The organism is Mesonia mobilis DSM 19841 (genome assembly GCF_000423405.1).
GTDB classification, from domain to species: domain Bacteria; phylum Bacteroidota; class Bacteroidia; order Flavobacteriales; family Flavobacteriaceae; genus Mesonia; species Mesonia mobilis.
Map to the genome: position 1 here is coordinate 173,698 of NZ_AUHX01000001.1, position 23,320 is coordinate 197,017.

The 23,320-nt window shown below is 35.8% G+C and carries 21 protein-coding genes and 1 riboswitch; of the genes, 15 read left to right on the plus strand and 6 right to left on the minus strand.

What is annotated here, in order from left to right; genetic code table 11:
- Positions 1–11: 11 nt before the first annotated feature.
- On the minus strand, positions 12–1,034 hold the full coding sequence (locus G551_RS0100730; RefSeq protein WP_027883766.1) for a FecCD family ABC transporter permease: 1,023 nt from the start codon (positions 1,032–1,034) through the stop codon (positions 12–14).
- A 214-nt stretch (positions 1,035–1,248) separates the two neighbouring features.
- Positions 1,249–2,391, minus strand: coding sequence for an ABC transporter substrate-binding protein (locus G551_RS0100735; RefSeq protein ID WP_027883767.1), 1,143 nt, complete (start codon positions 2,389–2,391; stop codon positions 1,249–1,251).
- A 74-nt stretch (positions 2,392–2,465) separates the two neighbouring features.
- Positions 2,466–2,681, plus strand: a riboswitch (cobalamin riboswitch).
- Positions 2,682–2,712: 31 nt separating this feature from the next.
- On the opposite strand from G551_RS0100735, the gene G551_RS0100740 reads away from it, so the two are divergent.
- Positions 2,713–4,539, plus strand: coding sequence for a TonB-dependent receptor plug domain-containing protein (locus tag G551_RS0100740; protein ID WP_027883768.1), 1,827 nt, complete (start codon positions 2,713–2,715; stop codon positions 4,537–4,539).
- Positions 4,540–4,542: 3 nt separating this feature from the next.
- Complete coding sequence (locus G551_RS0100745; protein ID WP_027883769.1) at positions 4,543–5,595, plus strand: YncE family protein; 1,053 nt, start codon at positions 4,543–4,545, stop codon at positions 5,593–5,595.
- A gap of 91 nt (positions 5,596–5,686) precedes the next feature.
- On the opposite strand, the gene G551_RS0100750 is transcribed toward G551_RS0100745, so the two are convergent.
- Positions 5,687–7,078 carry a S41 family peptidase gene (locus G551_RS0100750; protein WP_027883770.1) on the minus strand — a complete coding sequence of 464 codons (1,392 nt, stop codon included), beginning with the start codon at positions 7,076–7,078 and terminating at the stop codon, positions 5,687–5,689.
- 114 nt (positions 7,079–7,192) lie between these two features.
- On the opposite strand from G551_RS0100750, the gene G551_RS0100755 reads away from it, so the two are divergent.
- The 5 genes from G551_RS0100755 (at position 7,193) to G551_RS0100775 (ending at position 11,044) form a co-directional block, all read left to right on the plus strand.
- Positions 7,193–7,702, plus strand: coding sequence for an RNA polymerase sigma factor (locus G551_RS0100755; RefSeq protein WP_027883771.1), 510 nt, complete (start codon positions 7,193–7,195; stop codon positions 7,700–7,702).
- Positions 7,689–8,156, plus strand: coding sequence for a hypothetical protein (locus G551_RS0100760; RefSeq protein ID WP_027883772.1), 468 nt, complete (start codon positions 7,689–7,691; stop codon positions 8,154–8,156). Before G551_RS0100755 ends, G551_RS0100760 begins: the two co-directional genes overlap by 14 nt.
- A 4-nt stretch (positions 8,157–8,160) precedes the next feature.
- Complete coding sequence (locus G551_RS0100765; protein WP_027883773.1) at positions 8,161–8,685, plus strand: DUF4252 domain-containing protein; 525 nt, start codon at positions 8,161–8,163, stop codon at positions 8,683–8,685.
- 9 nt (positions 8,686–8,694) lie between these two features.
- Positions 8,695–9,285, plus strand: coding sequence for a DUF4252 domain-containing protein (locus tag G551_RS15165; protein WP_051191158.1), 591 nt, complete (start codon positions 8,695–8,697; stop codon positions 9,283–9,285).
- A gap of 136 nt (positions 9,286–9,421) precedes the next feature.
- Positions 9,422–11,044 carry a dihydroxyacetone kinase subunit DhaK gene (locus G551_RS0100775; protein WP_027883774.1) on the plus strand — a complete coding sequence of 541 codons (1,623 nt, stop codon included), beginning with the start codon at positions 9,422–9,424 and terminating at the stop codon, positions 11,042–11,044.
- A 53-nt stretch (positions 11,045–11,097) separates the two neighbouring features.
- On the opposite strand, the gene G551_RS0100780 is transcribed toward G551_RS0100775, so the two are convergent.
- Positions 11,098–12,531, minus strand: a complete 1,434-nt coding sequence (locus G551_RS0100780) for an L-serine ammonia-lyase (RefSeq protein ID WP_027883775.1) — start codon at positions 12,529–12,531, stop codon at positions 11,098–11,100.
- A gap of 273 nt (positions 12,532–12,804) precedes the next feature.
- On the opposite strand from G551_RS0100780, the gene dnaK reads away from it, so the two are divergent.
- A complete protein-coding gene (gene dnaK, locus G551_RS0100785) occupies positions 12,805–14,721 on the plus strand; it encodes a molecular chaperone DnaK (RefSeq protein WP_027883776.1) in 1,917 nt (638 codons plus the stop codon).
- A gap of 55 nt (positions 14,722–14,776) precedes the next feature.
- On the opposite strand, the gene G551_RS0100790 is transcribed toward dnaK, so the two are convergent.
- Both G551_RS0100790 and G551_RS0100795 read right to left on the minus strand, forming a co-directional pair.
- Positions 14,777–15,628 carry an aldo/keto reductase gene (locus G551_RS0100790; RefSeq protein ID WP_027883777.1) on the minus strand — a complete coding sequence of 284 codons (852 nt, stop codon included), beginning with the start codon at positions 15,626–15,628 and terminating at the stop codon, positions 14,777–14,779.
- 18 nt (positions 15,629–15,646) lie between these two features.
- Positions 15,647–16,909 (minus strand): NRAMP family divalent metal transporter, encoded by a 1,263-nt coding sequence (locus tag G551_RS0100795; RefSeq protein ID WP_036243140.1) that lies wholly within the window; start codon positions 16,907–16,909, stop codon positions 15,647–15,649.
- A gap of 123 nt (positions 16,910–17,032) precedes the next feature.
- Here G551_RS0100795 and pyrR point away from each other — a divergent pair, with 123 nt between their 5' ends.
- The 7 genes from pyrR (at position 17,033) to ppk1 (ending at position 23,265) form a co-directional block, all read left to right on the plus strand.
- Positions 17,033–17,572 carry a bifunctional pyr operon transcriptional regulator/uracil phosphoribosyltransferase PyrR gene (pyrR, locus tag G551_RS0100800; RefSeq protein WP_027883779.1) on the plus strand — a complete coding sequence of 180 codons (540 nt, stop codon included), beginning with the start codon at positions 17,033–17,035 and terminating at the stop codon, positions 17,570–17,572.
- Positions 17,573–17,580: 8 nt separating this feature from the next.
- On the plus strand, positions 17,581–18,510 hold the full coding sequence (locus G551_RS0100805) for an aspartate carbamoyltransferase catalytic subunit (RefSeq protein ID WP_027883780.1): 930 nt from the start codon (positions 17,581–17,583) through the stop codon (positions 18,508–18,510).
- Between the two features lie 3 nt (positions 18,511–18,513).
- A complete protein-coding gene (locus G551_RS0100810; protein WP_027883781.1) occupies positions 18,514–18,861 on the plus strand; it encodes a hypothetical protein in 348 nt (115 codons plus the stop codon).
- 31 nt (positions 18,862–18,892) lie between these two features.
- Positions 18,893–19,801 (plus strand): ribonuclease Z, encoded by a 909-nt coding sequence (locus G551_RS0100815; protein ID WP_027883782.1) that lies wholly within the window; start codon positions 18,893–18,895, stop codon positions 19,799–19,801.
- 227 nt (positions 19,802–20,028) lie between these two features.
- Positions 20,029–20,679, plus strand: coding sequence for a pyridoxamine 5'-phosphate oxidase (pdxH, locus tag G551_RS0100820; RefSeq protein ID WP_027883783.1), 651 nt, complete (start codon positions 20,029–20,031; stop codon positions 20,677–20,679).
- A gap of 30 nt (positions 20,680–20,709) precedes the next feature.
- On the plus strand, positions 20,710–21,198 hold the full coding sequence (locus G551_RS0100825; protein ID WP_027883784.1) for a SixA phosphatase family protein: 489 nt from the start codon (positions 20,710–20,712) through the stop codon (positions 21,196–21,198).
- A complete protein-coding gene (gene ppk1 / locus G551_RS0100830; protein WP_027883785.1) occupies positions 21,199–23,265 on the plus strand; it encodes a polyphosphate kinase 1 in 2,067 nt (688 codons plus the stop codon). It abuts the gene before it with no gap.
- Positions 23,266–23,320: the final 55 nt, after the last annotated feature.

The window sequence follows — 23,320 nt, forward strand, 5'->3', positions numbered from 1 at the left end:
GGCGGAAAGGTTTAAAAATATAATTTCTTTTTTCTCACCAATAACCAAATTACCACCGGAGCGCCAATGAGAGAGGTAATCGCGTTGATGGGCAAGGTAAGATTACTTCCCGGAAGTTGTGCAATACTGTCGCAAATAAGCATTAAAATTGCTCCGCCTAAAGCGACCGCCGGAAACAACACTAAATGATTACTCTTGGTAATTACCTGTCGCACCAAATGCGGAACCGCCAAACCTATAAAAGCGATAGGTCCGGCAAAAACGGTGATACTTCCGGCCAATAATCCGGTAGCGATAATTACTAAAAGTCTATTTTGTTTTAAGTTGGTTCCTAAGCTTTTGGCGTATTTTTCACCTAAAAGAAGTGCGTTTAGGTTTTTGATACAAAAAATTGAAATTATAACTCCCGCCAACCAAAAAAAAGCGAGAATGAAAACTTCTTGCCATGCGAGATTGCCTAAGCTGCCAAACGACCAAAAAATATATTTCTGTAAAGATTCTGATGGACTAAAATAGGAGAGTACGCTTACTACGGCCGATGTTAGACTCGCAAACATTAGTCCGATAATTAGTAGTGCCATCGTATCTTTTACTCGAAATGAAGTTGCTAAAACTGCCAGTAAAACCAAAACGCTACCTAAACTTGCAGCGATCACCAAGGTAAATTTCGAGAGAAACAAAGTCGAGAAAACTCCACCAAAAACCGCTCCGCCTAAAATGACGATCGCGACACCTAAACTTGCGCCGCTACTTAAACCCAACACATAAGGTCCCGCTAACGGATTGCGAAATAAGGTTTGCATTAATAATCCGCTAAGCGCTAAACCAGAACCTACTAAAACAGCGGTTATGGCTTTTGGTAAACGATAATCGAGAATAATGTATCGCCAAGTTTCTTTTTCAACATCAGTATTAAAAAAACTTGCTAGAATATCTTTTAGCGGGATCGTCACTGAACCTAAACTAATATTGAGCATTAGTAAAACGAGCAGTAGCAGTAAACCACTTAAAAGATATAGCGATGATTTTTGCATTTAGCGAAGGTAAAAATTTTAGATTTTACTTTTTTCCATTGCCGAAAAAAGTAACAAAAAAGTCTAGGTTTATTTTTATTTCTTTGAATTGTACTGAAAACCTTTTTGCCTGCGCAAGGGAAACCGCTGCGCTAATCCCTTGCTCCACATCCTATGCTGCAATGTTTTCAACAATTACTACAGAATTAAAAAGTAGACCGATTTAAAATAGATCTTACTCCAAAGCTTTAAAAAAAGTGTTTTCATAATCGTTTAGCAATTCCGGATGAAAAATTTTAATGAGATCTTTTAACACAAGATCTGGGCGTTGCGGAGCTAATTCGTAATACAAAACGCCACCGGTTTCTCCTTTAACACCGGCAAAACTATAGATTTTTTGTTGCTGAAAAGCGTTGAATTCTTGGTAATGTTCAGAAGCATTTTGCATTTGCTCGTAACTGGTAAAACTTCCCGGAGCGATCCAAAAATCGGCATTTTGAGCTTTATCAAGCACACTTTCAAAAGCGGCAGCAATACTACCATTTCCGGTGGTTTCAGCGTAAAGATAATTGGCTTTTGCATCTTTTATAAATTGCGCCTGCCAAGAATTTCCGTAGGGTAAATACCAAACATCTTTATACATCGATCCTGCTAAAACGCTAGGTTGGTTTTTGGCTTGTTGCGCTAATTTTTTTGCGGAAAGATATTCTTCTTCAATCTCATTAAAAATTTCTTCGGCTTTTTGTTCTTGGTTGTAAAATGCTCCAAAAAATTTAATCCATTCCGCTTTTCCTAACGGATCGGTTTCTGTCCAATCGCCATTGTAAACCACCGGAATACCACTTTTGTTGACGGTTTCGAAGGTTTTGTTTCCGCCTTCCACAGCAAAACCGATCACCACATCAGGATTTAGATTCAGCAACACTTCGGTATTGATATGCTCATTTTCGCCGATTTCTTCCACTTTTCCTTCTTGAATTAAATTTCTCGTTTTTTCAGAAGAAATATAATCGAGATGCGGAAAACCAATTAAGGTATTTTCTTGTCCTAAACTTTCTAAAGAAGGGATGTGAGTGGTCGAAGTCACCACAATTTTATTTATAGGAATCGTTACTTTTTGATCGAATTGAAGTGTATCTGGAAGTGTCACATTTTTTTCAGCCAAAACATAGGTAAATTCTTTTTCAGCTTTTGGCCAAGGAGAATTCACTTTTACAATTTTAAAGTCTTCAAAGTTGGTGATGCTAAAACCTTCTGCGTAAGAAATTTCAACAGTTTCAGCCTTAACATGAGTTGAAGTTTTAGAAGAGGTGTTTTTCGATTGTTCTTTACAATTAAACAGTAAAATTAATGCAAAAAGGAAGCCTATTTTTTTCATTGGTATAAAAATTGGTTTTCGCGCACAAAAGTAAGATTATTTCAATTTAAGTTAGAAAATGCTGAAGAAATGTTTATTTTCGCAGCGAAATTGGTTGATTGCTGAAAATATTTCAGTCATCATTAAAAGGGAATCAGGTGATTCTTTGTGAAAAAACCTGAGCTGTTCCCGCAACTGTAAGCTTCGTCTGAAAAGATGCTTGTGGTAAAACTTCAAAATCCACTGTCGAAAGATGGGAAGGAAGACCACAAGACGTGAGCCAGGAGACCTGCCAGTTTGTAACTAAAATCTAAAGACTTTCGGGTAAAAGGTCTCTGGTGAATGAAACATTTTATACGCTACATTTTATTTTTCTGGGTGTTAAACTCGGCATTCTCCCAAACAGATTCGATCACTGTTTTGGAAGAAGTTTTGGTGATCCCAACGAAGTTGAAAGAATTTTCAACCGGGCAAACCTTGACGAGTTTGCAAGATTCGTTGTTACTTCAAAATAAGCCATCTTTAATTTCTGCCTTAAATTTTAATACGCCTATCTATTTTAAAGAAAATGGTTTGGGAATGGTGGCTTCACCATCCTTTAGAGGAACCAATGCTTCGCAAACCGCTGTGTTATGGAACGGAATTAACATTAATTCTCGTTTTAATGGGCAAACCGATTTTAATACGATAAACACCGGAAGTTACGATGCGATCAACATTCGTGGCGGTGGCGGAAGTGTGATCTATGGTACCGGAGCTATTGGCGGAACGGTGCATTTGACCAACGAAGTCGATTTTAAAAAACAGTTCAAGAATCGGGTTTATATAGGTTATGGTAGTTTTGATACGTACGATTTGCGCTATCAATTAAGCGCAGCCGATAAAAATTGGAGTACAAAAATCTCTTTCAGTAGAAATCAGTCAGACAACGATTTTGAGTATATCGATGCTGATCGAAAAAATTTAAACGGAGCCTTTTACAACAATAGTTTAAATGCAGTTTTCGGTTATCAATTTCATAAAAATAACACCTTAAAATTTTATAGCGAAGTGTTTGAAAGTGAACGCCATTTTTCACTCATTCGACCTTCAGAAAATAGAACCAAATATGAAGACGTAAGTCTGAAAAATTTGTTGGAGTGGGAAGTAAGCGGTAAAAAAATCACTTCAATCGCTCGGGTAGCTTATTTAAAAGAAGAATATAAATATTTCCCGAATATTGAAACTGAATCCTTCACTTTCGGGGCAGCAAATACAGTGATCGGGAAATATGATTTTAGTTATAAATTTTCAAAAAAAATAAAACTGAATGCCATTCTTTCGCACGAATATACCGATGGAGAAGGTTCAAGCATTCCGCAGAATGAGCGCAATATTTCTTCCGGAGCTTTATTGTTGAAGCATTTGGTGAATGAGAAATGGGCATATGAAATCGCTGCCAGAAAAGAGTTGACGAACGATTATGAAAGTCCGTTACTATTTAGTTTTGGTACCGGTTACAGCTTTACCGATTTCTATAAATTAAAGCTGAATGTTTCTAAAAACTTCAGAATTCCAACCTATAACGATCTGTATTGGGCAACCGGTGGAAATCCCGATCTAGCTGCAGAAGAAGCGATGCAATATGAATTAGGGAATGAATTTCTTTTCAGCAATTTTAAAATAACGTTGACCGGTTATTATAATGATATAAAACAAATGATCAATTGGGTTCCCGGGAGTAGCGGTTATTGGACGCCCAAAAATATAGATGAAGTAGCAACTTACGGTGCAGAATTTTTACTGAATTATAAAAAACAATTCGATCGTCATCTTTTCGCTGTAAATGGAACTTATGCGTACACCGTTTCAGAAAATAAAATTACCAAAAAACAATTGATCTACGTGCCTTATCATAAAGTCACGGGATCTATTTATTATGCATTTCAAGATCTATTTATTGAAACCCAAGCTTTGTATAACGGAGAGGTTTTTACGAGAAGTGACAACAATTCAAACTATAATTTAGACGCTTATTGGCTATGGAATGCAGGTTTAGGCTATCATATCTCTAAAAATTTTACGCTTGGTGGGAAGGTGAGAAACCTACTAAATAGCGATTATCAAAATGTAGAAGACCGGCGAATGCCCGGAACTAATTATACTATTTATTTAACCCTTAATTTTTAAAACATGAAACTTACCAAATTTTTAGCGGGAGCCTTTATCGGTTCTATTTTATTAAGCGCTTGTAGCGATGATGATGATTTTACCGGAGAAATCGATGAACCTCTTGGAACTTATGACAACGGAATTTTAGTATTAAATGAAGGAGGAATAGGAACGGTAACTTACATCAGCGAAGATTTACAAACGAGTGAACAAGCTATTTATCAAGCTGTAAATAGTGGTGACGATATTGGAGCTTACGCGCAATCGATCTTTTTTGATGACGATCTAGCGTATATTATTTCTAACGGTTCTAACTTAATTACCGTAGTAAATCGTTATACGTTTGAATTAGTTGGGAAAGTTGATAGTGGTTTGAATGTGCCTCGTTACGGAGTTGTAGAAAACGGAAAAGCTTACGTAACCAATCAAGCAGATTTTTCAACCAACGAAGACGATTATGTTGCCGTTATTAATTTACAAAGTTTAGAAGTTGAACAAACTGTCGTTATTGGGAATGCTGTAGAATTTATTGAAGAAGAAGACGGTTTACTTTATATTCAGAATGCAACTTATGGAACGGGAAATTATATTTCTGTATTTAACCCGACTACAAATCAGGTTGAAAATACGTTAACTACTGCCGATCAATTAAATTCTTTTGAGATCGAAGACGGGATCATTTATGCATTGAGCGCAAACTCTATACAACGTTACCATATAAATTCATTAGAAATGATTAGTGCGGTAGATTTTAGTTTTGGTACACAAGAAAATCCACTTTCTGCTGCTAATTTAGATATTGAAGATGATCAAATTTACTTTACGGTAGGAACTTCAGTTTACCGTATGGGAATTAATGCTGAAGAAGCTCCGGAAGAGGCAGTTTTAACCTATAATTCTAATTCTGCTTATGGAGTTATGTACGGTTTTGAGGTTGAAGATAACCGTATTTATATTGCCGATGGTGGCGATTTTGGATCAGATAGTTTTGTAGAAGTTTATGACCTTCAAGGGAATCTATTAAATAATATTACCGTAGGAGTGGGTCCTAATGGTTTTTATTTTAATGACTAATACTTTGAAGTAAATAGGTGCTTTTGAGTTAAGCACAAAAAAACTCCCGATGATAAATCGGGAGTTTTGTATTTTATAAGGTATTTAAAAATTATTCAACAGTTTCAACATACATACGCTGAAAGTTTGGCTGATTCATATCGCTTTCACCAATAAGTTCAACCTCTGTAAAACTAGGCTGTGGTGGAGCCATTCTTCCGAAGCTTACATCGTTTAAAGCCGCGGCAAATAAGTTTTCATTTGGGTTTCCTAATTCTCCTAAATTAGCAAAATCTTCTTCAGCTTGAATTGTAGGGATCAATCCGTCATCATAATCTGTAAAACCATTAGCATTCACCGATTTTAAAATTAAAGGTTGCATCGCGTAACGGTGATTAATGTTAGCTCCGGCACGAGAAAAATCTGGTGAATCGTAAAGGGTTACCGAACCTTGGTATTTTCCGGTAGTTGCTGTTCCTACCTGAACTACTTCAATATAAGGTCTTAAAGAGGCGATTAATAATTCACTTGCCGATGCGGTACTTTGCGTGGTAAGTACATAAACTTTATTTAGGTTTAGACTATTAATACCGGCGCCGGTACTAATTTCATTATTAAATAAACGTTCTTGATCTTCAAAAAGTTCGTTATAAACCTGCGTAGAAAAAAGTTGACCGTCAAACTGACCGGTAATCATACTTGCCAAATCGTTACTGGTTTCGATACTTCCGCCACCATTGTAACGTAAATCAACCACTAAATCGGTGATATTTTCAGCTTGAAATTGTGAAAATGCATTATTCAGGTCATTATCAAAATTACGGTTAAACGCGTTGTACATTAAATAACCAACTTTTTGATTGTTTTCTAACTCGATGGTATTTACAATATGTACCGGATTTTCGGTGTATTCTTGTTTGGTTAACGTGATGGTTTCTTCAAGTGGCGTAAGCGTTCCTGCTTCAAAATTCGCCAAACCTATCGTATAGGTATTTGGAGCTAATAATTCACGAAAATTATCTACACTTAATGCTGTGCCGTCTATTCTGTTAAAGATCATTCCTCTGGTAACACCTTCGCTTTCTGCAGAAGTATTTGGTAAAACGTAACGTACATAACCAAAAACATCATTGGTGTTGCTTATGCTTACGAGTCCGTATTCCATTCCATTATTCAGCGTAATTCCATCTAAATTATTTTCTAAAACGCGATAATCAGAATAAATAACACTAAAACGATCATCGGGAGAAAGTAAAGCTTCAAAGAAATTTTCTGGTGTTGAGTAATTATTTTTAAATTGAGTAACAGCTTCTTCACTAATATCTTCTGCCAGTATAGGAATATCTCCTTTATAAAGGTAGAAAATATCTAAACCTCGATATATAAAGTCTTTAATATCATCTACAGAAGCGGGGTTTATATCATCATCTTGATCTTCAAAACAAGAAGTTAAGAGACTCACAGAGAATACCAATAGAAATAAATGGGTAATTTTATTTTTCATCATTGCAATTTAAAAGTATAACTCTAAAATAATCACAATATTATAAATTGAAAATATATTGTAACAAAATTTAAACCCGTTCGTCACCATAGTGTAGAGCGAAAGCAAAAAGAAATGAACCAACAAGAATTTTTAGTTTTTATAGAACCCATTAAAGATAAGATGTACAGACTTTCGGTACGCTTGTTGGTTTCTAAAGAAGCAGCGCAAGATGCGGTTCAAGAAGTATTTGTAAAACTCTGGAACAAAAGAGATACTTTAAAAAAATACGATAATGCACACGCTTTCGCGATGACGGTGACTAAAAATCATTGTCTCGATCAATTAAAACTGAAGAAAAATAATAACCTGAGAATTGTTCATAGTAATTATGAAGATGAAAGTAAATCGCTTCAAAAACAATTAGAAGCAAAAAACGAATTAGAAATTGTTGCTGAAATTATTAAAGATCTATCAGAACAGGAACAAACCTTAATTCAACTTCGAGATATTGAGCAATTAGAATATGAAGAGATTATAGAAATTACCGGGATGAAGCCTACCGCTATAAGAGTAGCTTTATCTCGTGCCAGAAAAAAAATTAGAAAAGAAATTATTAAAAAACATCGCTATGGAACTGTCTAACATCAAAACCCTACTCGATAAATATCTAGAGGCAGAAACTACGCTAGCTGAAGAAAAAGTTTTAGAAACTTACTTTCTTTCAGATCACGTAACTCCAGAATTGCAAGAGTACATTCCGTTATTCAACTTTTTTGAAAACGAACGAAGCCTCGAAACTTCAGAAGAAATAGAATTTAAAATGCCTTTTGAAGTTGAAGAAAAACGATCTAACCGATCATTAATTTACAAATGGTCTGGTATTGCGGCAAGTGTAGCCATTTTAGTCTCGGTTTTTATTTTCAACCAACAACAAAAAAATACTGTAACTAATCAAGCACCGGTAGAATATGAACTGGCGATGCAAAACACACAAGATTTACTGTTAATGATGACCGATGCGGTTTCTAACGGTAAAAAGCAGTTAACCTATTTAAAAGAAATCAATCAAACCAAAAATCAATTAATAAACAAATAGTCCTATGAAAAAGTTAGTATTAATTATTGCATTAAGTGTATTCCCGTTTTTAAGTCAAGCGCAGTCGTTTAGCAATTATGCAGATATGAAAGGCGTAAGCTCGATGGTAATGACCAGCGAGATGTTTAAACTTCTAGCCGATATAGATTTTGAAAGTACCGATCCAGAAGTAAAACGTTACATTCAGCTTATTGAAAATTTAGAAGACATTAAAGTTTTAACTACGCAAGATGCTTCAATTTCAAAAAAGATGGAGGCCGATGTTAATTCTTATTTAAGTTCAGCTTCCATGAGTAAACTTATGAGCTTTAAAGATGATGGTAAAGAAGTGAACTTTTACTCAAAACCAGGAAGTAAAAAAGGAGCGGTAAGTCAACTTTTTATGTTCTTAAAAGGAATGGAAGAAGGAGAACCAATTACCGTAATAATGTCGATCACCGGAGATATCGATTTAAAAGAAGTGTCTAAACTGGCGCAAGATTTAGAAGTTCCCGGTGCAGACCAATTAGAAAAAGTAAACGAAAAATAAAAAATTGCTATGAAAAAGATAAATCTAATTTTGTTACTTGTTATCGCAGTGGTTGCGGTCGCTTGTAACAGTGAGCCTTCACTACAAAAATATTATGTAGAAAATCAAGAAAATGAAAATTTTGTAGTCTTAGATGTTCCTTCGAGTTTATTTTTAGGAGATAATTCTGGCCTTTCAGAAGAAGATCAAAAAGTGATTCGATCGATAAGAAAAGCCAATGTGTTAGTCTTACCGGTAAACAATAACAATCAAGATGTTTATCAAGAAGAAAAAGCTACGATGGAAACTATTCTGAAAGATGAAAAATACAAAGTCTTAATGCGTTTTGGATCTTCAGGAAAAAATGTAAAAGTGATGTATTTAGGTGAAGAAGATGCCATCGACGAAGTAATTGTTTATGCTAACGACGATACCAAAGGTTTTGCGGTAGCTCGATTATTGGGTGACGATATGAATTTTGCTGCCATTATGAAGTTAATGCGATCTGCTGCAAAAGGCGACGTCGATGTAAATTTAGATGTTTTAGAAGGTTTTGGTAAAGAGCTAAACGAAAAATCTGAGAAAACAAAAGATAGTATCGAAGTAAAAGTAGAAATATAGGATTCCACATAAAATTCATCAATCAATCAATTCACCGGATTTTATTTAAATCCGGTTTTTTTATGCCCAAGCTTAACTTTTCTTTAAACCTTAAACGAATACGTTTTCTTTACCTTTATTAGAAAACTATATTCCAATGAAATTTTTTATAAATAATCCTCAACAAGTCGTAGATGAAGGGATTGAAGGTTTACTCACCGATCCTAATCTTACCAAACTAGATAACTTTCCAGAAGTTCGAGTCGTTCTTCGTAAAAACATCGATAAAAATAAAGTCGCTGTCATTTCTGGCGGTGGCTCGGGTCACGAGCCTGCGCACGCTGGTTTTGTAGGCGAAGGAATGTTAACTGCTGCCGTTTGTGGCGATATTTTTGCTTCACCATCTGTCGATGCAGTTTTGTCTGCCATTGTTGCCACGACCGGAGAAAAAGGTTGCTTACTTATTATTAAAAATTATACCGGCGACCGACTTAATTTTGGTCTGGCTGCAGAACAAGCTCGCGATATGGGTTACAAAGTTGAAACCGTTATTGTGGGTGACGATATTGCGTTAGGTGAAGATGTTGAGCAGCGCGGTTTAGCAGGAACTTTATTTGTTCACAAAGCTGCCGGTTATTTAGCTGAGGAAGGCAAAAATTTAGCTCAAGTTACCAAAATGGCTAAAAAAGTTGCCGAGCAAACTTTTTCTATCGGACTTTCCTTAGAAGAAGGACAAAAGTTTCAAAACCCTGAAAGTTCTCGTTTAGATCAATCGGAAGCTGAACTCGGTTTAGGTATTCACGGTGAACCCGGCGTAGAAACCATTTCGATGGATAATGCAGAAAGTCTAATGCAACAAGCAATTCAGAAATTAAAAGAATATCTACCTTCTGAAGATAAAGAATATGCTTTAATGCTGAATAACCTAGGAAGTGTCACTCCGTTAGAAATGAATATTTTACTCTACGCATTTCAAAAATCAGAGCTGGCAGAACGAGTGAAGTTAATTGTTGGTCCTTCACAATTGATGACTTCCTTAAATATGAATGGTTTTTCAATTTCGATGTTAGTTATAGATGAAGAAATTAAAAAAGCTTTAACTGCAAAAGCAACACCCGTTTCTTGGTTCATTAGAGAATTTGGTAAAATAAGTTCAGTTGAAAGTCCGCAATTACCGGAGACACTTCCATTTGAAGCTTCTTCAAATTCAGCTAAAGAAAAATCATTGCAAAAAATTACCAAAGAATTAATCAGTTTAGAAAAAGAACTCAACGCGATCGATGAAAAAGTTGGCGATGGCGACGCAGGTTCAACATTTGCTACAGGAGCGAAGAAATTACAAGAATTACACGATAAATTACCGTTTAATAATGACGCCGAATTACTCATTACTATCGGAAGAATTTTAGCTCGGGAAACCGGAGGTTCTAGCGGAGTTTTACTTTCTATTATGTTCACACGTGCGGGGAATGCTTACAAAGAACATCAGCATTTAGGAAAAGCTTTAAACGAAGGCTTGCAAAAAATGAAAGAATTTGGTGGTGCCGAAGAAGGACAGCGTACGATGATCGATGCGTTACAACCGGCATTTACAGTTTTAGCAGAAGATGGAACGATCGAAGAGGCGGCAAAAAAGGCTAGGGAAGGAGCCAACAAAACCAAAGAAATTACCAATACAGATTTTGGCCGATCTTCTTATTTATCTGAAAAATCTTTAAAGGATATTCCAGATCCGGGAGCAGAAGCCGTTGCAAAAGTTTTTGAAGTACTCACTTCATAAACTAAAAAAGCCACTGCAATTGCAGTGGCTTTTTTAATATACTTCATTACTAATTAACAATCCGACAAACTTACTTTTACAGCCAAACCACCTTCAGAAGTTTCTTTGTATTTAGCGTGCATATCTTTTGCGGTATCCCACATCGTTTCAATCACTTTATCCAACGGAACTTTAGCTTTTGTAGCATCGGTTTCTAAAGCAATTTCAGCAGCATTTATCGCTTTAATGGCGCCCATTGCGTTGCGTTCTATACAAGGTATTTGCACCAAACCGGCAATAGGATCGCAGGTTAACCCAAGGTGATGTTCCATCGCAATTTCGCTTGCCATTAAAACCTGTTCTGGTGTTCCGCCTAATAATTCGGTAAGTGCTCCGGCAGCCATTGCAGAAGAAACGCCGATTTCTGCTTGGCAACCACCCATCGCGGCAGAAATTGTTGCTCCTTTTTTAAAGAGACTTCCTATTTCGCCGGCAACTAATAAAAATTGCTTTACGTGTTCAAAATTGGCATCGTGATTTTCAATGGTCATATAATACATTAAAACCGCAGGAACCGTTCCGGCACTTCCGTTAGTAGGTGCGGTAACCACACGACCAAGTGAGGCATTTACTTCATTTACACTTAATGCGTAACAACTTACCCATTTTAGTATTTGCCTAAATTTTACTTCTGTATTTCGAATACCTTCTAACCACTGTTGAGGCGAATTATATTCAACATCACCAATGAGACGTTGGTGCATATCGAAAGCGCGACGTTGTACTTTTAAACCACCTGGTAAAATACCTTCGGTATGGCATCCGGTAAACATCGATTCTAGCATTACTTGCCAAACATCGCGCAAACCTTTATCGATTTGTGTTTCGGTTCGTAGAGACTTTTCATTTTCTAGAACAATTTCAGAAATCTTTTTTCCTTCAGCATTACAATAAGCAAGAAGTTCTGTGGCTTTTTCTATAGGAAAAGGAAACTGCTCGAAATTTTCAATTTTCTTCTTTGCATTTTTTCGTTCTTTTTTCACCACAAATCCGCCGCCGATAGAGTAGAAGCAAGAACTGGTTTTCTTACCGTTTTTTAATTTGGCAGAAAATTTAATTCCGTTGGGATGAAAATCTAAGAACTTTCTATTAAAAACGACTTGTGTTTTCGGGTCGAAATCGATTTCTAACTCCCGATTAAATAAAATCTTTTTTTCTTCTTGAATCGAAGCAATTAGGTTTTCTAACATCGAAAGATCCATCGTTACGGGATCATAACCACACAAACCTAAAATTGAAGCAATATCGGTAGCGTGACCTTTACCGGTTAACGATAAAGAACCATAAAGATCTACTTTAATGGTTTCAACTAAATCAAATGTATCTTTCTTTTTAAGTTCGGCAATCCAACGTTGTCCGGCTCTCCAAGGTCCTAATGTATGAGAGCTAGAAGGACCAACGCCAATTTTCAGCATATCGAAAACACTAATACATTCAATTTTCTTCATAGAAGTGTGATTTTTAAAAAAGATTGAATTTTTCGCAAATATGAAGAGAAATAATGAACTAAAGATAATTTGAGTTGAAATATTTCTTTAAGTTTTCAAATATTTTCAATCTGAAGGTTCATCACTAAGAAAATTCAATTTTAGCTTACAAAATGTCAATATTGTAGTATTGAAATTATCGAAAATGACAACCTGTCATAAAAATTCTGCTGGCACAAAGATTGACTATTTGTAATCGAATTTAAAATTTGAAAAAAAACTAAAAATATAATTATGAGTAAAATAATTGGTATAGACTTAGGAACTACCAACTCTTGTGTTTCTGTGATGGAAGGTAATGAGCCAACTGTAGTGCCTAATGCTGAAGGTAAAAGAACAACCCCTTCTGTAATTGCATTTGTAGAAGGAGGAGAAATTAAAGTTGGAGATCCTGCAAAACGTCAAGCAGTTACCAATCCAACAAAAACGATCGCTTCGATCAAAAGATTTATGGGTAACAAATATTCAGAATCTTCTAAAGAAGCAAGTCGTGTTGCTTATAATGTGGTAAAAGGTGATAACGATACACCTCGTGTAGATATCGATGGTCGTCTTTATACTCCACAAGAACTTTCTGCAATGATCCTTCAGAAAATGAAGAAAACGGCAGAAGACTATTTAGGTCAAGATGTAACAGAAGCTGTAATTACAGTTCCTGCATATTTTAACGATTCTCAGCGTCAAGCTACAAAAGAAGCTGGTGAGATCGCCGGTCTTAAAGTAAGAAGAATTATCAATGAGCCAACTGCTGCAGCATTAGCTTACGGTTTAGATAAAAAAGGTCAAGATCAAAAAATTGTTGTTTTTGACTTTGGTGGTGGTACGCACGATGTTTCTATCTTAGAATTAGGAGACGGAGTATTTGAAGTATTAGCAACAGATGGTGATACGCACTTAGGAGGTGACGATGTAGATGAAGCTGTGATCGATTGGTTAGCTGAAGAATTTATCAAAGATGAAGACATCGATTTAAGAAAAGATCCAATGGCGCTTCAACGTTTAAAAGAAGCTGCTGAAAAGGCTAAGATCGAATTATCATCTTCAACTTCAACAGAAATTAACTTACCTTACGTTACTGCAACTGCTAGCGGACCAAAACACTTGGTAAGAACACTTTCTAGATCTAAATTCGAGCAATTAATTGGAGATTTAGTAAAAAGAACCATCGCTCCTTGTGAGAAAGCTTTAAAAGCAGCTGGTTTATCAAAGAGTGATATTGATGAAATTATCTTAGTAGGTGGTTCTACTCGTATTCCTGCAGTACAAGAAGCTGTGGAAAACTTCTTCGGTAAGAAGCCAAGTAAAGGAGTAAACCCAGATGAAGTTGTATCTGTTGGTGCAGCAATCCAAGGTGGAGTTTTAACCGGTGATGTAAAAGACGTTCTTTTATTAGATGTAACGCCACTTTCTTTAGGTATCGAAACTATGGGTGGTGTAAACACTAAATTAATTGAAGCGAATACAACCATCCCAACTAAGAAATCTCAGGTTTTCTCAACCGCTGCAGATAATCAGCCATCGGTAGAAATTCACGTATTACAAGGTGAGCGTCCAATGGCAGCAGATAACAAAACTATTGGTAGATTCCACTTAGATGGTATTCCACCGGCACAAAGAGGAACTCCTCAAATTGAAGTAACCTTCGATATTGATGCTAACGGAATTATTAAAGTAAGTGCTGAAGATAAAGCGACCGGTAAGAAACAAGATATTCGTATCGAAGCTTCTTCTGGTTTAACTGAAGAAGAAATCGAGAAAATGAAGTCTGAAGCTGAAGCAAATGCTGAAGCAGATAAAGCTGCAAAAGAAAAAGTTGAAAAACTTAACGAGGCAGATGCGATGATCTTCCAAACCGAGAAGCAATTAAAAGAGTTTGGAGATAAACTTTCTGACGATAAGAAAAAACCGGTTCAAGATGCTTTAGATGAATTGAAAAAGGCATACGAAACGAAAGAGTTAGACCAAATTACTCCAGCTTTAGAAAAGTTAAACGAAACTTGGAAATCTGTTTCTGAAGAGATGTATAAAGCTCAAGCAGAAGCGCAACAAGCAGGAGGAGCTCAAGGTGGCGCACAACAAGGAGCAACCGGAGGTCAAACTGAAGGCGAAGGCGATAACATCGACGACGTAGATTACGAAGAAGTGAAGTAATTCACCATTCCAAATAAATTCAAAAGCCGCTTTAAAAAAGCGGCTTTTTTTATGCTTAAGATTTTTTAGCAAAATGTTCCATAAAGTGATCGGGATGAGCGCCCGTTCGTTCATCATTATGCAAAGCATCGATGGTTTCAATTTCTTCAACAGTTAAATCAAAATCAAAAACATTTGCATTATCTATAATTCGTTTTTGATGCACACTTTTTGGGATGGTTAACACACCTTTTTGTAAATCCCATCGTATAATTACTTGAGCAATACTCTTGTCGTGCTTTTCAGCAATTTTAGCGATAGTTTCATTTTCTAAAATTCTTCCGCGCATTAAAGGAGACCAAGCTTGATATTGAATATTTTCTTTTTTGCAATAGTCAATTAATTCTTGCTGAACTAGTTTAGGATGAAATTCATTTTGCAAAACCATCGGCATGATCGATCCACTTTTTTTGATGGTTTCTAATTGGTGCTGTAAACAATTGCAAACACCAATTGCTTTTACTTTTCCGTCTTTATAAAGTTTTTCTAAAGCCTGCCAAGTTTCTTCTAAAACATCGGGAACCGGCCAATGAATTAGGTATAGATCGATATAATCTAAATTCAACTTTTGCCTAGAAACTTCAAAAGCTTTTAGTGTATTTTCATAACCTTGATCGTCGTTCCAAACTTTTGTAGTTATAAATAATTCTTCCCGATGAATACTACTGTTTTTAATCGCTTCGCCAACGCCTTCTTCATTATCATAAAAACTTGCCGTATCTATAAGTCGATAGCCGGCGTCGAATGCGTAATTAATTGCATTTTTTACTTCTTCACCATCTTTCGATTTGTAAACGCCTAAACCTAAATAAGGCATTTTAACTCCGTTTGAAAGACTTACTTTTCCGTTAATATCTGTAATTTTCATAGCTTTTTTCTGAATAATTTAGTTGAATTGAATATAGAGATAGCCAATTCCGAAGAGAATTAGAATAAATAGGCAAACCCAACTGAATATTTGATATTTCTTTCCGGGACGATCTTTTTCTGCAATATAATTCTTTACCAATCTAAAATTGAAATATCCTAAAATGGGCGCCGATAAAAATGAAAGTCCGCTAGCAAAATCGACCAGGTACGTAAAATTCTTATCGGTAAAATAAAGGATGGCTAACGATAGAATAGGAATAACAATTAAACCAATTCGATATAAATTTGATTTTTTCTGAAGAGAAATTTCGGTTTCTCTCTCTTGCGGAATCATAATTTCAGAAAGTACTCTTGGGTAAGCATCGGCAACGGTAAGCGTGGTACTTAACATCGTGATCAAGGCGGCGATAGAAACTAATAAATAACTCCAATTACCTAATAAAAATTGGTATAATTCAATAAGTTGCGTTGCAAAACCAACGCTGTTTTTAGAGAAACTTTCACCGCGACCAAACATCACCAAAGCTCCTAAAAGCAAGAACAATAAACCAATAAAAGAAGCAGATAGGTAACCGACATTAAAATCTATAAAACTATTTTTCACCGATAGTTGTTTGTTAGTATTTTTCGCTTTTTCTCGCGTCCACATCGAATGCCAAACCGAAGCATCTAAAGGTATAGGCATCCAACCCATAAAAGCGATCAAAAAAGCCATTCCTCCTAAATTCCAATAAGAAGGAGCTGGAGTTGTCAATGCATTTTCTAAAGTACCGGCATTAAAGGCAAAAAGCACTGAAATTAACGTGACCAAGGTGAGTAAAGTCACAATTATTTTCATGCTTAAATCGAGTCCGCTGTATTTTCCTATCCACAAAAGGGCAATGCAAAAGCCTAGAATAATCGCGCTCCAAATAAAGGGCGACCAACCCAGTTGAAATAGTTGCTCTGCCAATCCTGCAGTAACGATCGTGACCGATGCTTGAATAACGAACATGGTCCCGAAAGTGATAAAAATGTAAGTGTAATACGAAAACTTACCGAGTTCTTTGTAACCACTAATTAAGTCTTTACCGGTAGAAGCGGTAAATCGGGGGCCAAATTCTAAAAACGGATATTTAGAAAGACAAGCAAGAAGTAATACCCAAATTAAGGAAAAACCAAATTCTGCGCCGGCACGAGTAGCTTGCACCAAATGAGAAACGCCAATAGCAGCACCAGCGAGTAAAAAGCCGGGACCTAGGTTTTTAAAAATACTTTTCTGAAATAATGTTTTGATCATCACGAAGTTTAGTATTTCAATTTTACAAGAATAAAATTTTTGTGCCAAGCTTTCGTGAACTTATATTCTCCAAAAACAATATTTTCTTTACTTTTGTTTTTCAGAAAAAGAACACTTCTACAGATGAGCCAAAAAATTTTACTCAGTGCTAAAGAAATAGAAATTATACTTCATCGTCTGGCTTGTCAACTTATCGAAAATCATCAGAATTTTGAAGAAACAGTACTTGTTGGTATTCAGCCGAGAGGTATATTTTTGGCAGAACGCATTCAGCAAATTCTTCAGAATGAATATAAAATTCCTGAAGTAAAAACAGGAAGATTAGATATTACTTTTTATAGAGATGATTTTAGAAGAAGCGAGAAACCATTAGAAGCCAACAAAACTAAAATCGATTTTTTAGTAGAAGACAAACGAGTGGTTTTTATAGACGATGTCTTATATACCGGTCGAAGTATACGTTCTGCATTAACGGCAATTCAATCTTTTGGGCGACCTAAAGAAATTGAATTATTAACCTTGATCGATAGACGTTTTAGCAGACATTTACCTATACAACCCGATTATAACGGCAGACAGGTAGATGCAATTAATGAAGAAAAAGTAAAGGTAAACTGGGTAGAAAACGCAGGTGAAGATTGTGTTTATCTTGTAAATAAATAAAAAAATCAATGGGTGAATTAAGTGTCAACCACTTACTGGGCATCAAATATATTACCAAAGAAGATGTCGATTTAATTTTTGAAACGGCAGATCATTTTAAAGAAGTGATCAATAGGCCAATTAAAAAAGTACCATCGCTTCGGGATATTACCATTGCCAATTTATTTTTTGAAAATAGTACCAGAACTCGACTTTCTTTCGAGTTGGCAGAAAAGCGTTTAAGCGCCGATGTGGTGAACTTTTCTGCAGCATCTTCTTCCGTTAAAAAAGGAGAAACCCTTATCGATACGGTCAACAATATTTTATCGATGAAAGTCGATATGGTCGTTATGCGCCATCCCAATCCCGGTGCGGGCGTTTTTCTTTCGCAACACGTAAATGCCAGCATTGTAAATGCCGGTGACGGAGCGCACGAACACCCAACCCAAGCTTTATTAGACTCTTATTCTATTCGTGAAAAATTAGATGAAGTAGCCGGTAAAAATGTAGTGATCGTCGGTGATATTTTACATAGCCGTGTGGCGTTGAGTAATATCTTCGCTTTAAAATTACAAGGAGCTAACGTAAAAGTTTGCGGACCAAAAACCTTAATCCCAAAACATATTGAAAAATTAGGTGTCGAGGTAGAAACCAATTTAAGAAAAGCCTTAGAGTGGTGCGATGTAGCCAATATGCTTCGCGTACAAAACGAACGTATGGATATTAGTTATTTCCCGACAACGCGTGAATATGTTCAACAGTTTGGATTGAATAAAAACTTACTCGATTCTTTAGATAAAGAGATCACGATTATGCACCCTGGGCCAATTAACCGTGGAGTAGAAATAACGAGCGATGTGGCAGATTCTGATCATGCGATTATTCTCGACCAAGTGCAAAACGGAGTAGCAGTAAGAATGGCGGTAATCTATTTGTTAGCGTCAAAAATTAAGCAATAAGCGATGAAAATTACCGAGAAAGAAAATTATATTGTTGTTGAAGACGATAAAAACGATGTACTAGGTTTTTCTAATTATTTAGAAAATCACGCTTACGACGAGATCAAAGCAAAAAATGTAGTGGTCGATATTTTAAAATATGGCGAATTATCCTTAGAAGAATTACTTTCTTTTTTGCAATTATCTAATCAGCATCGAGCCAACAATCATTCGTTTGTCATTGTAAACGATACGATAAATATCGATCAAGTTCCTGAAGAGTTAATGGTGGTTCCTACCTTATTAGAAGCCGGAGATGTGATCCAAATGGATGAAATTCAGCGAGAACTTGGTGGTTTAGATGAATTTTAAATATCTTCCTCTGAAATTTTAAAGCTCTTCTATGGAAGTTACTATTCTCGGTTGTTATTCGGCCACACCCAGAACCTTCAATAATCCCACTTCGCAAGTTTTAGAGATCAATAATCATCTATTTTTAATTGATTGTGGTGAAGGTACACAGGTGCAACTTCGCAGAAGAAAAATAAAATTTGCCCGCATCAAACATATTTTTATTAGCCATTTGCATGGCGACCATTTTTTCGGACTTGTTGGTCTAATTTCCACTTTCGGTTTATTAGACAGAAAAACAGAACTTCATATTTACGGTCCAAAAGGAATTAAAGAAATTATATTACTTCAGCTGAAACTTTCAAAATCTTGGACGGGTTTTCAGTTATATTTTCATGAACTCGACAAAACTACTCCGGAACTTATTTTTGAAGATGAAAAAGTAACGGTAGAAACCATTCCGTTAGAGCATCGCGTTTATGCCAATGGTTTTTTCTTCAAAGAAAAAGAAGGCGATCGAAAATTGCTCATCAATGAAGTGCAAAACTACGAAATTGATGTCGCCTATTACCGAAGCATCAAAAAAGGGAAAGATGTAACTTTAGAAGATGGAAGTATTATCGCTAATGAAAAATTAACGCTTCCGCCGGAAACTCCCCAAAGCTACGCGTTTTGTAGCGATACCGTTTACAAACCAGAAATTGCTGAACAAATTCAGGAAGTCACCGGTTTATATCACGAATCTACTTTTTTAGAACAACATCAGCATTTGTGTGAAAAAACCAAGCATTCTACCGCCAAAGAAGCCGCTCAAATTGCCAAAGCAGCTCAAGCAAAACAATTAATTTTAGGTCATTATTCTACGCGCTACGGCAATATAGAAGTCTTTAAAGAAGAAGCTGAAACTGTTTTTGATAATGTGATTTTAGCAGAAGACGGGAAGGTGATCTCTTTTGAATAGTTAATAATAAAATGATGCGTCATCCTGAACTTGATTCAGGATTACATTCTTGTATTTAAAACTACTGAGCTTTATAAAACTTGATTTCAAGTACAAAATGACTTAATAAATGTAAAAAAGCATTAAGAAAGTTCATCAAAAATTCAACTATAAAACGCTTCAATTAATATTTTGTAAACTTTCACTAAACACTTTTCCTTTAGCGGCATTTCTGTTAAATTGCAGGTATGGAAAAGAATTTAGAAAATTATCGAAAATCCTACGATAAATCAGAATTAAAAGAAGAAAATCTTTTAGAAAATCCATTAGCATTTTTTCAAAAATGGTTCAATGAAGCAGAAGAATCTCAGCTCGTCGATGAACCTAATGCAATGACGTTGAGCACGATTGGTTTAGACGGCTACCCGAAGAGTAGAGTAGTGTTACTCAAAAAAATAAAGGAAGAGGGTTTTGTTTTTTATACCAATTACGATAGCGAGAAAGGGCAAGCTTTAGAAAAAAATCCTAAAGTATGTTTATCATTTTTCTGGCCGGCTTTAGAACGCCAAGTGATTATTAAAGGCGAAGTAGAAAAAGTAAGTGAAGAAGAATCTACATCTTATTTTAAATCTCGACCTGCCGGCAGCCGTTTAGGCGCGATCGTTTCTCATCAAAGTTCACCGGTACCTAATCGTGATTATTTAGAAGAAAAATTAACTGAATTAGAAAAAGAATACCAAGATAAAGAGATTGAAAAACCTGCCTATTGGGGAGGTTATGTAGTAAAACCATTCTCTTTTGAATTTTGGCAAGGTCGTCCTAACCGTTTGCACGACAGGTTTGTATATCAACTTTCGAATAAAAAATCTTGGGAAGAGCCGGTAAGACTAGCACCTTAAACACCCCAACAACCAACTAAAACTAATTTTATGAAGAAACTCATAGTGGTAAGACACGGTAAATCTTCTTGGAAAAATCCTGACTTAGCCGATCACGATCGACCGCTAAAAAAGCGTGGTTATAACGATGCACAATTAGTGATCAAAGCTTTTAAAACTTACTTTCGACAGCCGGTAAAAATGTTAAGTAGCTCGGCAAAACGTGCCTTAACTACAGCAGAAATGTTTAAAGAAGGTTTAGAAGTGAGCGATGATTATTTTGAAGTGAACGCAGATCTTTACACGTTTGATGTTTCAGAATTGTTAGAAGTTATCAAAAGCCAACCAGATGATGATGATCAACTTATGGTTTTCGGGCATAATCCTGCGATGACACAATTGGTGAATTTTCTAGGAGATGAAAACATTGATAACTTACCGACAACCGGATTGGTGGTGATTGATTTTGACGTTGATCACTGGAAAAACATTAATAACGGAAAAACTTTAGTGACGCTTTTCCCAAAAATGTTCAAGTAAATGAGAGAAAAAAATCAATATATCAATCGAGAATTAAGTTGGCTTCAATTTAATGCAAGAGTGCTTCAGGAAGCTGCAGATGAGAGTGTTCCGTTAATTGAGCGTCTTCGTTTTATTGGTATTTTCTCTAATAATTTAGATGAATTTTTTAAGGTGCGTTATGCTACGGTAAAACGTATCGAACAAGCCGGGAAAGGTGGTAAAAAAGCCTTGGGTGGCGTTACTGCTTCAGATTTATTGAAAGAAATCACACAGATCGTGATCGAGCAACAATCGACAAGTTTAGAAATTCTAGATCAAATTCGTGGTGAGCTTGAAAAGCACAAGATCTGTATGATCAAAGAAGATGAAGTAACCGAGCAACAAGCGCAGTTTGTGCAAGATTATTTCCTCCAGAAAGTGAGTCCGGCCTTGGTTACCATCATTTTGAATGATCTAGAAGAATTACCTCGTTTAAAAGACAGCGCTGCTTATTTGGCGGTTCGAATGATCTTAGATGAAGATGGTAAAAAAGAAAAGAAATATATTCTGATCGAAATTCCGCGTGGTATTGATCGCTTTGTTGAGATTCCTTCCGAAGACGGAAAAAAATACATTATTATTCTTGACGATTTAATTCGCTTCAACTTAAAAAGTCTTTTCAGCATATTTAATTACGAAAGTATTTCGGCACATATGATCAAAATTACTCGTGATGCTGAATTAGATATGGCGGGAGATTTAACCAAAAGTTATATCGATAAATTACTGTCGAGTATTAAAGATAGAATTGAAGGTGAACCGGTTCGTTTTGTGTACGATAAAAATATTGGGGAAGATACGTTAGGCTTTTTACTTTCTAAAATGGGTATCGATGATTCCGATAGTTTAATTCCCGGAGGGCGATACCATAACCGTCGTGATTATATGAAATTCCCGAGTTTAGGCGCTTCAGATTTGTTGTATAAAAAATATGCTGCGTTACCTATTAAAGGACTTACGTTACAAGGAAGTTTATTAGAGAAAATCGCTCATAAAGATTTCTTGCAGTACACGCCGTATCATACTTTTTCGTATACGGTAAAATTTTTACGAGAAGCCGCTTTAGACCCAAAAGTAAAAGCGATAAGTATTACGATTTATCGTTTAGCTGAAATTTCTCACATTGCCAGTTCGTTGATCAACGCCGTAAAAAATGGAAAGCAAGTAACAGTTTCTATCGAATTACGCGCTCGTTTTGATGAAGCAAATAACATTCGTTATGCCGAGCAAATGCAGCGCGAAGGAGTTAAACTTATTTTTGGGGTTCCCGGTTTAAAAGTGCATTGTAAAGCTTGTGTGATCGAACGTTTAGAACATAAAAAAATAAAACGTTATGGTTTTATAAGCACGGGTAATTTTAATGAAGCAACGGCAAAAGTTTACACCGATTATACTTTATTTACCGCGGATCAATCGATTTTAAAAGATATTTCGAAGGTTTTCAATTTCTTCGAGATTAATTATAAGGTGAATAAATACAAACACCTTATTGTTTCTCCACATTATTCTAGAACCACATTCGAGCGCTTAATCGATAAAGAAATAACCAATGCTAAACTGGGAAAACCAAGCGGAATAAAAATCAAGCTGAATAGTTTGTCAGATTATAAAATGATTGATAAATTGTATGAAGCAAGTCGCGCCGGAGTGAAGATTAAACTTATCGTTAGAGGTATTTGCAGTTTAATTCCCGGGGTTGAAGGTATGAGTGAAAATATTGAAGCGATCAGTATTATCGATAAATATTTAGAGCATCCGCGTTTGTATATTTTTGAAAACGGAGGAGAACCCAAAACTTATATTTCTTCTGCCGATTGGATGACGAGAAACCTTGATAATCGTGTAGAAATTTCTTGCCCGATTTATCAAAAAGATATTCAGCAAGAGTTGTTAGATACCTTTAATATTTGCTGGAGCGATAATGTAAAAGCCAGAGATTTTTCAGCAATTGAAGAAAACGCTTATAAAACCGACGATCAAGCTAAAGTTAGAAGTCAGTTTGCTACTTACGACTATTACTTAGAAAAACTGGCTAGTAAAGAATAATAGGTGATTCTGAATTTTTTTCAGAATGATCACATTAACTATTTCTATTTAAAAT

Bases quoted from the DNA above. Each gene is read 5' to 3' on its own strand.
- G551_RS0100730 (WP_027883766.1), bottom strand. From the start codon at position 1,034: ATGCAAAAATCATCGCTATATCTTTTAAGTGGTTTACTGCTACTGCTC.
- G551_RS0100735 (WP_027883767.1), bottom strand. From the start codon at position 2,391: ATGAAAAAAATAGGCTTCCTTTTTGCATTAATTTTACTGTTTAATTGT.
- G551_RS0100740 (WP_027883768.1), top strand. From the start codon at position 2,713: ATGAAACATTTTATACGCTACATTTTATTTTTCTGGGTGTTAAACTCG.
- G551_RS0100745 (WP_027883769.1), top strand. From the start codon at position 4,543: ATGAAACTTACCAAATTTTTAGCGGGAGCCTTTATCGGTTCTATTTTA.
- G551_RS0100750 (WP_027883770.1), bottom strand. From the start codon at position 7,078: ATGAAAAATAAAATTACCCATTTATTTCTATTGGTATTCTCTGTGAGT.
- G551_RS0100755 (WP_027883771.1), top strand. From the start codon at position 7,193: ATGAACCAACAAGAATTTTTAGTTTTTATAGAACCCATTAAAGATAAG.
- G551_RS0100760 (WP_027883772.1), top strand. From the start codon at position 7,689: ATGGAACTGTCTAACATCAAAACCCTACTCGATAAATATCTAGAGGCA.
- G551_RS0100765 (WP_027883773.1), top strand. From the start codon at position 8,161: ATGAAAAAGTTAGTATTAATTATTGCATTAAGTGTATTCCCGTTTTTA.
- G551_RS15165 (WP_051191158.1), top strand. From the start codon at position 8,695: ATGAAAAAGATAAATCTAATTTTGTTACTTGTTATCGCAGTGGTTGCG.
- G551_RS0100775 (WP_027883774.1), top strand. From the start codon at position 9,422: ATGAAATTTTTTATAAATAATCCTCAACAAGTCGTAGATGAAGGGATT.
- G551_RS0100780 (WP_027883775.1), bottom strand. From the start codon at position 12,531: ATGAAGAAAATTGAATGTATTAGTGTTTTCGATATGCTGAAAATTGGC.
- dnaK (WP_027883776.1), top strand. From the start codon at position 12,805: ATGAGTAAAATAATTGGTATAGACTTAGGAACTACCAACTCTTGTGTT.
- G551_RS0100790 (WP_027883777.1), bottom strand. From the start codon at position 15,628: ATGAAAATTACAGATATTAACGGAAAAGTAAGTCTTTCAAACGGAGTT.
- G551_RS0100795 (WP_036243140.1), bottom strand. From the start codon at position 16,909: ATGATCAAAACATTATTTCAGAAAAGTATTTTTAAAAACCTAGGTCCC.
- pyrR (WP_027883779.1), top strand. From the start codon at position 17,033: ATGAGCCAAAAAATTTTACTCAGTGCTAAAGAAATAGAAATTATACTT.
- G551_RS0100805 (WP_027883780.1), top strand. From the start codon at position 17,581: ATGGGTGAATTAAGTGTCAACCACTTACTGGGCATCAAATATATTACC.
- G551_RS0100810 (WP_027883781.1), top strand. From the start codon at position 18,514: ATGAAAATTACCGAGAAAGAAAATTATATTGTTGTTGAAGACGATAAA.
- G551_RS0100815 (WP_027883782.1), top strand. From the start codon at position 18,893: ATGGAAGTTACTATTCTCGGTTGTTATTCGGCCACACCCAGAACCTTC.
- pdxH (WP_027883783.1), top strand. From the start codon at position 20,029: ATGGAAAAGAATTTAGAAAATTATCGAAAATCCTACGATAAATCAGAA.
- G551_RS0100825 (WP_027883784.1), top strand. From the start codon at position 20,710: ATGAAGAAACTCATAGTGGTAAGACACGGTAAATCTTCTTGGAAAAAT.
- ppk1 (WP_027883785.1), top strand. From the start codon at position 21,199: ATGAGAGAAAAAAATCAATATATCAATCGAGAATTAAGTTGGCTTCAA.